This window comes from Paenibacillus sp. JNUCC32 (assembly GCF_014863545.1).
Taxonomy (GTDB): domain Bacteria; phylum Bacillota; class Bacilli; order Paenibacillales; family Paenibacillaceae; genus Paenibacillus_AQ; species Paenibacillus_AQ lautus_A.
Genome location: NZ_CP062260.1, coordinates 4,303,497 through 4,314,972, shown reverse-complemented (window position 1 = coordinate 4,314,972; position 11,476 = coordinate 4,303,497). Strand labels below are relative to the sequence as shown.

Genomic DNA, 11,476 nt, shown 5'->3' with positions numbered 1-11,476 from the left:
CAACTACAATCTCATTAATCCATTTCAACATTAATAGGGGGGCGACGTTTAGTGAAAAAGAGAAAAGGGTTCTACAGCTGGGTAACGGCCTTATTGCTGATATCCATCATTGTAAGCGGATGCGGCAATGCCAGCGATGGTAAGACCGGCACCGCATCTCCCGGCACCGGAGGCGGCGAGGAAGATAAGAAGGTAGAAATCCTGCTCGGATATTATTCGAGCGACAGCTCCGATGCGAAGATGAAGGAGCTGATCGAGCAGTTCGAGGAAAAGCATCCGAACATTACGGTGAAGACGCAGAGCGCCCCTTACGGGCAGTTCTATCAGAAGCTGGATACGCAGATCGCGGCCGGCCAGGCGCCGGACGTATGGCTGTCCGACGGCGTCTACGTCATGAAATATGCCCAGCGCGGTGCCGCCAAGGATCTGACCGATTGGATTGCCAAGGATCTGAAAGCCGACGAGTACTACGGCCTCGATTTCAACAAGGACGCGGACGGACGCTATTGGGGCGTGCCGCAGGGCATTCAGGTCGGCGTGCTGTTTTACAACAAGGATCTGTTCGATAAAGCAGGCGTAGCGTATCCTACGAACGAATGGACCTGGGAAGACCTGAAAGCGTCGGCAGCCAAGCTGACGGTGGACGCCGGCGGAAAAACAGCCGAGGACACCGGATTTGACGCAGCCAGCGTGAATCAGTTCGGGCTTACCTTCTTCAGCATTACCGAGGGCTGGTTCTCCGTGATGAAATCCTACGGCGGCGGTGCCCTTGACGAGAAGGCGGAGAACTCGATCATCAATTCCCCGGAGAACAAGCAGGCGTTCGAATGGATGGTCGACGGCATGCAGCGCGGCATTATTACGGATCCGGTCGACCTGAAGAGCTTCCAGAGCAATACCGCCGTGTTCCCAAGCGGATCGGCCGCCATGCGGATCGGCATTTATGCCCGGGTGCAGGCAGCGAATGAAGCCGGGCTGAATTACGACGTGACGCTGCTGCCGAAGGGACCTGACGGCAAGCGGGTGTCCCCGGTCATCGCCAATTCATGGGTGATTAACCAGAAGTCGAGCGACGAGAAGGCGCAAGCTGCCTGGGAGTGGATTAAATACTGGGCTACGGAAGACGATGTGCAGAAGCAGTGGACGGAGCTTGGCGAAGCCGTGCCCGTGAAAAAATCCGTAGCGGAATCCGAAGTGTTCCTCAAAGCGGGAGAGCAGCCGGCTAACCGCCAGGCCTTCCTGGACAGTCTGGAGTTCGCCCAAACGCTCGACAACAACGCGGTATGGGAAGAATGGGTGGGCAAATTCAACGAACATGCGGAGCGAGCCTTCCTGGGCGATGCAACCGTCGATCAGGCGTTAAGCGAAGCGGACGCAGCCGTTCAGGCGGTCCTCGATGATTTTTATAAAAAATAAATCAAGGGTGGAAGAAAGGCGGGAGTGAAATGGACAATACGCTAAACGACAATGCAGCACTCAAAGCCGATCCGATGCCGCATGGAAAGCCCGCCCGAAAACGGAAATGGGATCATGAGGGGAGATGGGGGCTGCTCATGGCCTCCCCTTATCTTCTCCACTTTATCATTTTTGTGGCGGGTCCCCTCGCCGCATCCCTGTACTTCAGCTTTTCCGATTACGATATGCTGAATCCGCCCGAGTGGAGCGGACTGGATAATTTCCGGCGCATGGCCGAGGATTCGATGTTCTGGCGTTCCCTGTGGAACACCCTGTATTTTGCGGTTCTGTTCGTACCGCTCCAGACCTTTCTCGCGCTCGTGCTGGCCGTCGCGTTAAACCAGCGATTGAAAGGGCTTAAATGGTTTCGGATGGCTCACTTCATCCCGGTGATCTCCTCATGGACCGTCATCCTCTACGTCGCCGACGCCGTATTCAATCCTCGCTTCGGCCTGGCCAATACGCTGCTCGCCAAGCTGGGGCTGGAAGGGCAAGGCTGGCTGCAGGACCCGAAGCTGGCCATCCCGCTGCTCGTCTTCATTGCGGTTTGGAAAGGGATCGGTTATATCATGGTCATTTATCTGGCGGGACTTCAGAGCGTTCCAGGGGATTTGTACGAAGCCGCGGAGATCGACGGCGCAGGAGCCCTGCGTAAATTCCGGTACATTACGGTTCCATTGATCTCGCCGACGACCTTCCTGGTTGTTATCATGAGCACGATTTCTACCTTCCAGGCATTCGAACAGATCTACGTGCTGACCGGCAGGGGCGACATCAGCTCGGCGGGAGGCCCGAATAACTCGAGCCTGGTCATGATGCTGTATTTATATCGCGAAGGGTTCACGTTTATGAGGATGGGCTATGCTTCCGCCATTGCCTGGGTGCTGTTCATGATCCTGTTCCTGCTGACGCTCATCCAGCTTCGCGCTCAAAAGAAATGGGTGCATTATGACTGATCCGGCGTTCAAGATGGAACTACTGCAAGTGCGGAACGGCATCGGGGGAAGGAGGAGCCTCAAATGAGAAGAAGACTGCTGGGAAAAAGTATCGGATACGTACTGATCGGGATCAGCTCGCTCATCATGATCGTGCCGTTTCTGTCGGCGCTTATGAATTCATTGAAAACCTACAGGGAATATACAACGGTTCCGCCCCGTTGGATTCCCGAAGTATTCCAATGGTCCAATTACGCCCAGGTGTTCCAGCTTGGGAATATTGGCGGCTACACGCTAAACAGCATCTTCGTGGCCGCGTTGTCCGTCATCGGCGCACTAATCTCTTGCTCGATGGTCGGCTATGCGTTCGCGAGACTGCGCTTTCCGCTGAAAGGCGCGCTGTTCGTGATGGTGCTGGGGACGATGATGATTCCGGCGGTGGTCATCATCATCCCGCATTTCATCATTTTTAACAAACTGAACATGCTAGATACGCTCACGCCGCTGTGGATCATCGAATGGCTGGCTCAACCGTTTGGCATTTTCCTCATGAGGCAAGCTTTTATGAATATACCTAAAGAGTATGAGGAAGCGGCCAAGATGGAGGGCTGCAATCCGTTCCAGATTTATCTGTGGATCTTCATTCCAATGGCCAGGCCCACGCTGGCGACGCTGGCGATCTTTACGTTCATGGGCAAGTGGAACGAGATTCTGACGCCTGTCATTTATTTGACCTCGAACGAGAAGTATACGCTGCCTATCGGCATACTCTCCTTGTCCGGACAGTGGACCGGCAATGAACAGCTCATGATTGCGGCGGCCTTGGTCAGTCTCGTTCCGATCCTGCTGGTATTCCTGTTCGCCGAGAAATATTTTGTGCAGAACCATAATATGGCCGGGATTAAATAACGGCGTATTCAGCGCTTGAGAAGGCGAAAATGCAGACGAAAGGATGAAAGACGAGATGAAAATAGCGGCATTCAGCGGATCACTCATCGATTACAGCATCCATGAAGCGATGTCGATCACGGCCGAACTCGGTTTTGACGGCATCGAAATCGCCTGCCGCGAACCGCATTTGAGCCCGGAGGCATCGCTTCCCCGGGTTCGCGAAATGAAGGCACTTGCGGATGGGCACGGTTTGGAGATTCCGGCATTGGCGGGTTACATGGGGCATTTCTCGACAAGCGGGGATGCCGAATGTGCCGGGGCCTATGATCAGTTCATGGGCCTGCTTGAACGCGCGGTGATGCTTGAAGCCGGCATGATCCGGATCTTTCAGGGAGGCCCGAATGCCTTCCTGGCGGAGGATTATCATTATGCCAAGGCGGCTTTCTGGATTCGGAAATGCGCGGAGGAAGCCCGCGCTGCAGGAAAACGGATCGTCCTGGAGATTCACAACCAGAGCCTGGTGGAGACGACGGACAGCGCACTGCGGCTCTTGGAATTGATCGGCGATGATCAGGTTGGCCTGATTCATGATGCAGGAAATATGTACATCACGGACACGGAATTTGGGGAAGAGTCGGTAAGGCAGCTAGGAAGCCGTTTGTTCCATGTGCATATCAAGGATGAACGGCGGATCGGGCAAGGAGGCGCCCCGGGAACGTTCAAGAATTTGACCCGTCACGGGGAAGAGTTCTTCCTGCATTGCCGCCTTGGCGAAGGAGAAGTGGATCACGGCGGGCTGCTTAGGGGATTACGGGAACAGAGGTACGCGGGTTGGCTTACGCTGGAATGCGCAGCTCCCTATCCGCCGAAGGAACGGCTCGCTTATGATCTGCTCGTCATTAAGGAGTGGCTGCAGGCTGTGGAGGTGTCGACCGGATGACGGGGAACGCACGGAAATTTGGAATCATCGGCTGCCAGCATGCCCACATCGGCATGTTTATCGAGGAGATGCTGGCTCTGGGCTACGAATGTGCAGGAGTGTACGAACCGGACAATCAGACGTTAGCCCGCACCCTCGCCGACCGGTACGGCCTGGAGCTGACGGGGGATCGGGAGTCGATGCTGGCAGACGAAGGCGTAGGAATCATCGGCTGCGCGGCCATCAACGATGAGAAGATGGATGTCATGGAGCTGTGCGAGCTGCACGGCAAGCCTGTCATGATCGATAAGCCTGCCGTAACGGATCGGGCCGGACTCATCCGGCTACGCGGCTTGTTGGATCGGGGAAGAATCGAGGTAGGCATGATGCTGACCGAACGTTTCCGTCCTTCTATCCATACCGTCCACGGGATGATTCGAGCTGGTGAATTGGGGGACATCATCCATATCTCGATGCGTAAGCCGCATCGGCTGAATCCGGAAACCCGTCCGGCCTGGCATTTTGACAGAGGGCAGTCCGGCGGCATCATCAACGATCTTTTCGTGCATGACTTCGACCTGTTAAGGTGGCTGACCGGCCGGGAAGTGGAGACGTCATCCGGTTATCTGGCGAAGCATATTCTGCCTGAATACCCGACCTTTTACGATGCGGCCGGCGTGCAGGTATTCATGGCTGGCGGGATCACGGCACAGCTATACGCGGACTGGCACACGCCCGCCGGCAGCTGGACTTGGGGAGACGGCCGGATATTCATTACGGGGACGCGCGGCATTGCCGAAATTCGGCTGGAAGGCGATCCCTTGCTGTCCAGCGATGAGGTAGCGCTTGTAATCACCGATCAGGAGCTGCGTTCTTTGCCTTTAACGGCTCCGGCGTTCTCCCTCTCGCAGGATTTTCTGAACCGGGTGGCGGGAGAGGCGGGCCTGATCACGCATGACGATATTTACAAAGCCTCGGAGGCTACGGTGATGGCCGATGAGGGAGCACGGATCCTGATTAGGGAATAGAAGAAAGCACGGGCTTCGATGCAAACAGAACGGGAATTGAGGGGGCTAGGGAACATGACGAAGGAAAAGCTGCCGGTTCGATTCGGGATCATCGGCTGCGGAATTATTGCGGATATCCATGCCAAGGGCATCATGAACACGGAAGAAGCCGCGCTTGCCGCCGTGTTCGATACGAAACGGGAATCGGCGGTCAAGCTGACTGAAACGTATGGAGGAGATGTCTGCGACACATTGGAGGAGCTGCTGGCGCGCGAAGATGTGGAAGTGGTCTGCATTTGCACGCCAAGCGGCATGCATGCAGAGCAAACGGCGATGGTTGCCCGGGCGGGCAAGCATGTGCTGGTGGAAAAGCCGATGGCGATCAAGCTTGACGATATCGAGCGCATGATCAAGGTATGTGCGGAGAACGGGGTGCTGCTCGCCACCGTCTTTCCGAGGCGCATGTCCCCGCAGGCCGGGTATGCCCGCCAGGTCATTCAAGAAGGACGCCTCGGGAAGCTCAGTTTATGCTCGGCGTATGTCATGCTCTACCGCGATCAAGCCTATTATGACAGTGCGGGCTGGCGCGGGACCTGGGCGATGGACGGCGGCGGGGCGATGATGAATCAGGGAATACACACGGTGGATATGCTCCAATGGCTCGTTGGGCCCGTAGCATCCCTGTCGGCGAAGGCCAAAGCCGTGCTGCGAAATATCGAAGTCGAAGATACCGTTATCGCCGCCCTTGAATTTGCGAACGGCGCGCTCGGGGTCATGGAGATCACGACGACGGCCTGCGACGGCAAAGGGCAGCGGCTGGTCATTCATGGAGAGAAGGGCGTGCTTGTCATGGAAGAAGATACGATCGTATCCTTTGAAATCGATGGTGAACAAGTTCAGCTGCCTGAATTCGATGCGTTCAAAGTTATACCTGACGGCCACCGCCTGCAAATTCAAGATATGGCGCTTGCCGTTCGCGAAGGCCGCGAGCCTATCGTCACCGGGGAGGACGGCCGACATTCCCTGGAGATCATTCTCGGTACCTACGAGGCTTCCAGGCAGCGCAAGGAAATTCAATTGTTGACCGGAACGCCGGCGTTGTAAGGGATGGAGGTGACTTTATGAGGACTGAGGGAAACATCAAGCCTGTTCTTGAAAAAGCTCAAGATCAACTGAAGGTCCGCGTTTATGACCAGCGCGAAGCGATGGGGAAAGCGGCGGCCGCCGATATCCTCGAGACCATGCAGCGCCTGCTGGCCGAGAAAGAGCGCATTCGCATCGTCTTTGCGGCCGCCCCGTCCCAGAATGAGTGCCTGGCGGCGCTGGTTCAAGCGGAAGGACTGGACTGGAGCCGGGTAATTGCATTTCATATGGATGAATACATCGGCCTCCCCCCGTCGGCCCCGCAGCGGTTCGGGAACTTTTTATCCCGGCGGCTGTTTGATCGGATATCTCCGGGAGAGGTGCATCTGATCGACGGTTTGAATGATCCTGAAGTTGAGTGCGATAGATACAGTCGACTGGTCGCCGCCGCGCCGATCGATATGGTGGTCCTGGGCATTGGCGAGAACGGGCATATCGCCTTCAACGATCCGCCTGTTGCCGATTTTGCCGACCCTTTATGGGTGAAGCGGGTCATGCTGGACGAGGCTTGTCGCCTTCAGCAGGTGAATGACGGCTGTTTTGCGAGCTTGCAGGAGGTTCCGGCATACGCGCTTACGCTCACCGTTCCGGCGTTAATGTCGGGTGCCCATCTGTTCTGCGTCGTGCCGGGCGCAAGCAAGCGGGCAGCGGTGCAGCGGACGCTGCAAGGCGAGATAAGCGAGGCTTGTCCTGCCAGCATTCTTCGGCGGCATCCGGATTGCACGCTGTACGTCGACCTGGAGTCGTACGGGGAAATTCGGAATGGATAGCCACGATCGGGTTCGGGCAGGCCGCCATTATGCAACAGGCGAGCCAATGGAGCTGGCATGGAATCCGGACGGCCGGATCGAGCGAGTCCTTCCACGCGGCGCGGACGAGGAAATATGGGTTGCTCCCGGATTGATCGATCTTCAGATTAACGGCGGTTACGGATATGACTTCAATTCGCTGCCGCTTACAACGGATACGGTCATCCAGGCAACCCGGCGGTTATGGGAAAAGGGTCTAACCCTGTTCTACCCCACCGTCATTACCAACGGAGACGAAGAGGTCGAACAACTGCTGAGGGTTATCGACGCGGCTTGCCTGGAGGATGAAGCGGTCGGTTCAACCATAGGCGGGATTCATTTGGAAGGCCCCTTTCTTTCTCCGGAGGAGGGGCCCAGGGGAGCCCATGATTCCCGGCACATCAAGGCACCGGACTGGGCATTGTTTACGAGATGGCAGGCGGCATCGGGGAACCGGATTCGGATCGTCACCCTATCGCCGGAGTGGCCGGAAGCTGCGGGTTTTATCCGGGCGTGCGTCGAATCGGGAATCATCGTATCGATCGGGCACAGCGCCGCTACACCCGAGCAAATCCGGGAAGCCGTGGAAGCAGGAGCGACGATGTCCACCCATCTGGGCAATGGCGCGCATCTGACGCTGCCGCGGCATCCGAATTATATATGGGAGCAGCTTGCGCAAGATCAGCTGTGGGCAGGCATGATCGCGGACGGGTACCATCTGCCGGATTCGGTCATCAAGGTGATGCTCCGCGCCAAGCAATCCAAAGTGGTGCTGGTCAGCGATGCCGTCTATTTAAGCGGAATGCCGCCAGGCGAATACGAGACCCATATCGGCGGTCATGTCGTCTTGACTCCCGAAGGCCGACTGCATCTCGCCCGCAAGCCCGAGCTGCTGGCCGGCTCGGCCATGATGCTTGCCGATGCGGTTTGGCGGCTGGCTCGGTCGGGACTGTGCACGTTTTCCGAAGCTTGGGACATGGCTTCGGTGCTACCCGCCCAGGCCATGGGGCAAGGGGAACGCTATGGGCTGAAGAAAGGAGCCCAGGCCGACTTCGTGCTTCTGGAGAAGCGCGAGGAGGGCCTTCTCATCGTGGAGACCGTCAAGGGAGGGCGTTCGGTTTACCGTGCGGATCGATCGATGTTGAAATCATAAACAGGATGTTATGAGTTTTGAACGATGAACGACAAGCTTGAGGCCAAGACAACAAATATCCCTTCTTGAATTCAAGAAGGGATATTTGCATTCCTATTTATAGGGAGGCATCAGAAATTTAAACGCAGGGTTTTATTTCTTTTTGATAATAGTCATATAATCGATGGACGGAAGAACTGGACAAGATATGTGCGGCTCGTTCAATTTGCTCGCGTTCCCAATCGTACCATCGCATTTCCATTAACTTTTCGATGTCTTCGTCCGCAAAGCGTTTCTTTATCTCTTTGGCAGGGTTACCGCCTACGATGCTGTAGGGCGGGACATCTCTAGTAACAACCGAACCAGCCGCAACAATGGCGCCTTCGCCAATGGTCACACCTGGCATAATCATGGCATTCATTCCAATCCAAGCATCGCTTTCGATGACGGTATCGCCTTTTGGCGCGAAAGAAGCCTCAATCTGATCGACAAACGGGTACACGGTTACCCATTCAGGATGATGGTTGTGATTTCCACCCATTAAAATAATGACGCCGCTTGCGATGCATACGTAATTTCCGATAATCAATTTATCGATATGCCAACCATAGTCTTCAATGGGATTAAACAACCTTCTGGATTTTGCATCCCCCCATAGATACCTAACGCAGCCATCTTCAAAATCATGATGATCGTAATAACCGGAATAGTATGAGTATTCTCCTACGCTTATCATCGGGTTTGTGACGATATCCTTCAGATACTTAATCTCGGACCAGTGTTCAAATCGATGTTGTTTCATTCTATTTCCTCGCTTCTAAGTAGAATAGATCATTTTTACTTAGAAGCTGAATACAGTAGCTACATTCTTAAACCTGATCAAACGACGAACCATCGTCCTCATCCTTTTCCTAATTGTTGATGAAATTGTAGCAAGGCGTGTTCTTTTCGTCAACGTACGCGGGTGCAGGGTTCCGATAAAATAATCCATACTCTTAGCCCAAAGGAGAGTCAGCTGCCTCTAACCATACTTCGCCATCATCTCCGCGAGCATCCCCTTGATGCGAACCACCAGCTCCTGCGGCGCCTTCACGGTGGCTTCATTCCCTAATCCGATAAAAAATTTAGCAAAATACAAAAGTTCGCTGGCAGGGACGTTCTGATCAAGCCGTCCGCTTCCATCCGGCCGCATAGCGATATGGGGGACAGGACATAACTCAGATTCGCAGCGCTGAACGCCTTCCCGGCTCAAATCCACGACCATCCGGACATAGACCGATTTCTCCGTCCCGTATTCCCTCCAGTTCCCCAGATGGATGTGCCGGTGATCCCGCGGCTCGATGCCGGTTGCATCCTCAGCCACGGACTGCATGCGGTCGCAGCGGAACAGACGGAAATCATCGCGCAGAAAACAATATGCGGGACAATACCAGAAGCCGTTGCTTGCATAGATGCCCACGGGCTGGATGCTTCGCGCGGGATAGCCGTCCCTGCTCTCGTATAACACCGTAACGACCCGCTGGTCGACGGCGGCATCCAGCAGAGCCCCGAGAGATTCAGCCTTCTGCTGTCTGGTATGCGTCAGAAAATCCACCCGGTTCTTCATCTGGTCAATCCGGTCGCGCACATCCCCGGGCATGTAATAATAAAATTTCTGAAGTGCGGTAGAGGACTCGGCTTCAAAGGGAAGAAATAGATAGTGACGCAGGGCGTGGCTGGCAAAAAACATCGCGACGGCTTCTTCCTCGCTGAAGGCGATCGGCGGGAGAACCCGTTCCTTCAGCACCTGGTAGCCGCCGTGCGGTCCTACCTCGGAATAGAGGGGGACTCCCAGTTCGCTGAGCTCCTGCAGGTCCCGCAAAATCGTGCGGGACGACACGCCGAATTGATCGGCCAGTTCTCGTACCGTGAATTTTCGCATTCGGTTAACGGTCATCATCAGCTCGATGAGACGTTTGGATTTGGACATAGGATCAGCTCCGAATCGTTGGATGACTATGACAATAGTTGTCACTATTATACGCTATACTTGCCGTAGAACCTAGAGACCCCTTATAACTAATAAATGGAGTGATGAAACGTGAGTCAATTGCATGAAATGAAGCAGCTGTTGTTCGAGGAGCTGGAGCTTATCGTTCGTACCAGTTCGAATCTGATCGGCAAAATTACAGAAGCCCATTGGGATTACAGACCTGCCCACAATATGAGATCGCTGCAGGAACTCGTGCATCATCTGGTTTCGGTGCCTGCGACGGACCTGTTGATTCTGCAAGAGAAGAGCGAAGCGGAGGTCCGGGAGCTGGAGGCAAGCATCGCCGCTGACGGCACGGACAAGGACAAGCTGATCTCTTGGATGACAAAGGGACTTGCCGATGTAAAATCCTACATGAATGGGCTGACAGATGAAGAATTTATGCAGAAGACTACGAGACCCTTCTATTTGGAGCACGGTTCAACCCAAGCCAAGTGGCTGATTGAAATCGTCACGCATGCCCAGCATCATCGGGCGCAAATGTTCAATTACCTGAAAGCCCAAGGCTATGAAGTAAATATGTTCGATCTATATTAAACGTCAGGTATGCAAAAGTGAGAACAGGGGGGAGAAGGATGCAGCGGCATGTACCGAGAAAATCGCCGAAGCTGCCGTTAACCGGCGAGGAGCTGGCGAAGCTGCGGTCAAACAAAATGAAGCTTATCGATATTGCGCAAATGGATATCGAGTTATTGTCCGGCGTGCTTGGTGTTTCGGATAGCCGTGCCCAATATATCCGGGGACTGGCACAGTTTCAGACGGTTCCTTCGATCGGACCGAAAGTGGCTGAACGCGTAGTCCAGTTAGGGTATTACGCATTGGAAGATATCAAGGATGAAGACGCTGCCTCTTTAACGGACCGGATGGAAGCGAGCAGCGGTTTCTGGGTGGATCCTTGCGTGGAGGATGCGTTTCGCTGCATCGTACATCATGCCAATCATCCGGGGAGCGGGAAGAGCTGGCATGACTTTACCGAAGTGCGTAAGCAATTCAGGGAGCAGCACGGATACCCTCCAACCCGTCCAACTTTATCGTGGTACGACAAAAAAGATGGACAACCATAGGGTCCCTACCTTGACCTAGCAGGAGGCACTGCCACATGGCGGTGTCTTTTTTCCTGTTGTTTACCAAACTTGAAAAATCGCTTGAAAGTGACGCTGCGTCATCCTGTACA

12 protein-coding genes are annotated in these 11,476 nt (G+C 54.7%); 10 read left to right on the top strand and 2 right to left on the bottom strand.

Going from position 1 to position 11,476, the window contains the following annotated elements:
* Positions 1-51 precede the first annotated feature (51 nt).
* The 8 genes from JNUCC32_RS19340 (at position 52) to JNUCC32_RS19305 (ending at position 8,291) form a co-directional block, all read left to right on the top strand.
* On the top strand, positions 52-1,416 hold the full coding sequence (locus JNUCC32_RS19340) for an ABC transporter substrate-binding protein (protein ID WP_192569514.1): 1,365 nt from the start codon (positions 52-54) through the stop codon (positions 1,414-1,416).
* Positions 1,417-1,445: 29 nt separating this feature from the next.
* Complete coding sequence (locus JNUCC32_RS19335; protein ID WP_012819332.1) at positions 1,446-2,411, top strand: carbohydrate ABC transporter permease; 966 nt, start codon at positions 1,446-1,448, stop codon at positions 2,409-2,411.
* Positions 2,412-2,474: 63 nt separating this feature from the next.
* Positions 2,475-3,299, top strand: coding sequence for a carbohydrate ABC transporter permease (locus JNUCC32_RS19330; protein WP_192569513.1), 825 nt, complete (start codon positions 2,475-2,477; stop codon positions 3,297-3,299).
* A gap of 55 nt (positions 3,300-3,354) precedes the next feature.
* Entirely contained in the window at positions 3,355-4,221 is an 867-nt protein-coding gene (locus tag JNUCC32_RS19325; RefSeq protein WP_192569512.1) for a sugar phosphate isomerase/epimerase family protein, read from the top strand.
* Positions 4,218-5,228, top strand: a complete 1,011-nt coding sequence (locus JNUCC32_RS19320) for a Gfo/Idh/MocA family protein (protein ID WP_192569511.1) — start codon at positions 4,218-4,220, stop codon at positions 5,226-5,228. Before JNUCC32_RS19325 ends, JNUCC32_RS19320 begins: the two co-directional genes overlap by 4 nt.
* 54 nt (positions 5,229-5,282) lie before the next feature.
* Positions 5,283-6,311, top strand: coding sequence for a Gfo/Idh/MocA family protein (locus JNUCC32_RS19315; RefSeq protein ID WP_096775167.1), 1,029 nt, complete (start codon positions 5,283-5,285; stop codon positions 6,309-6,311).
* 17 nt (positions 6,312-6,328) lie between these two features.
* Positions 6,329-7,120 carry a glucosamine-6-phosphate deaminase gene (locus tag JNUCC32_RS19310; RefSeq protein WP_192569510.1) on the top strand — a complete coding sequence of 264 codons (792 nt, stop codon included), beginning with the start codon at positions 6,329-6,331 and terminating at the stop codon, positions 7,118-7,120.
* Entirely contained in the window at positions 7,113-8,291 is a 1,179-nt protein-coding gene (locus tag JNUCC32_RS19305) for an N-acetylglucosamine-6-phosphate deacetylase (protein ID WP_192569509.1), read from the top strand. The genes JNUCC32_RS19310 and JNUCC32_RS19305 overlap by 8 nt, the downstream gene beginning before the upstream one ends.
* A gap of 118 nt (positions 8,292-8,409) precedes the next feature.
* Here JNUCC32_RS19305 and JNUCC32_RS19300 read toward each other — a convergent pair whose 3' ends face one another.
* Both JNUCC32_RS19300 and JNUCC32_RS19295 read right to left on the bottom strand, forming a co-directional pair.
* Positions 8,410-9,072, bottom strand: coding sequence for a CatB-related O-acetyltransferase (locus tag JNUCC32_RS19300; protein WP_096775170.1), 663 nt, complete (start codon positions 9,070-9,072; stop codon positions 8,410-8,412).
* Between the two features lie 219 nt (positions 9,073-9,291).
* Complete coding sequence (locus JNUCC32_RS19295; protein ID WP_192569508.1) at positions 9,292-10,239, bottom strand: helix-turn-helix transcriptional regulator; 948 nt, start codon at positions 10,237-10,239, stop codon at positions 9,292-9,294.
* Between the two features lie 111 nt (positions 10,240-10,350).
* Here JNUCC32_RS19295 and JNUCC32_RS19290 point away from each other — a divergent pair, with 111 nt between their 5' ends.
* Together JNUCC32_RS19290 and JNUCC32_RS19285 are read left to right on the top strand one after the other, a co-directional pair.
* On the top strand, positions 10,351-10,839 hold the full coding sequence (locus JNUCC32_RS19290; RefSeq protein WP_096775172.1) for a DinB family protein: 489 nt from the start codon (positions 10,351-10,353) through the stop codon (positions 10,837-10,839).
* 38 nt (positions 10,840-10,877) lie between these two features.
* Positions 10,878-11,366, top strand: a complete 489-nt coding sequence (locus JNUCC32_RS19285) for a helix-hairpin-helix domain-containing protein (RefSeq protein ID WP_192569507.1) — start codon at positions 10,878-10,880, stop codon at positions 11,364-11,366.
* Positions 11,367-11,476: the final 110 nt, after the last annotated feature.

Excerpts from the sequence above, each read along its gene's own strand:
- JNUCC32_RS19335 (WP_012819332.1), top strand. The coding sequence starts at position 1,446 with ATGGACAATACGCTAAACGACAATGCAGCACTCAAAGCCGATCCGATG.
- JNUCC32_RS19330 (WP_192569513.1), top strand. The coding sequence starts at position 2,475 with ATGAGAAGAAGACTGCTGGGAAAAAGTATCGGATACGTACTGATCGGG.
- JNUCC32_RS19325 (WP_192569512.1), top strand. The coding sequence starts at position 3,355 with ATGAAAATAGCGGCATTCAGCGGATCACTCATCGATTACAGCATCCAT.
- JNUCC32_RS19320 (WP_192569511.1), top strand. The coding sequence starts at position 4,218 with ATGACGGGGAACGCACGGAAATTTGGAATCATCGGCTGCCAGCATGCC.
- JNUCC32_RS19315 (WP_096775167.1), top strand. The coding sequence starts at position 5,283 with ATGACGAAGGAAAAGCTGCCGGTTCGATTCGGGATCATCGGCTGCGGA.
- JNUCC32_RS19310 (WP_192569510.1), top strand. The coding sequence starts at position 6,329 with ATGAGGACTGAGGGAAACATCAAGCCTGTTCTTGAAAAAGCTCAAGAT.
- JNUCC32_RS19305 (WP_192569509.1), top strand. The coding sequence starts at position 7,113 with ATGGATAGCCACGATCGGGTTCGGGCAGGCCGCCATTATGCAACAGGC.
- JNUCC32_RS19300 (WP_096775170.1), bottom strand. The coding sequence starts at position 9,072 with ATGAAACAACATCGATTTGAACACTGGTCCGAGATTAAGTATCTGAAG.
- JNUCC32_RS19295 (WP_192569508.1), bottom strand. The coding sequence starts at position 10,239 with ATGTCCAAATCCAAACGTCTCATCGAGCTGATGATGACCGTTAACCGA.
- JNUCC32_RS19285 (WP_192569507.1), top strand. The coding sequence starts at position 10,878 with ATGCAGCGGCATGTACCGAGAAAATCGCCGAAGCTGCCGTTAACCGGC.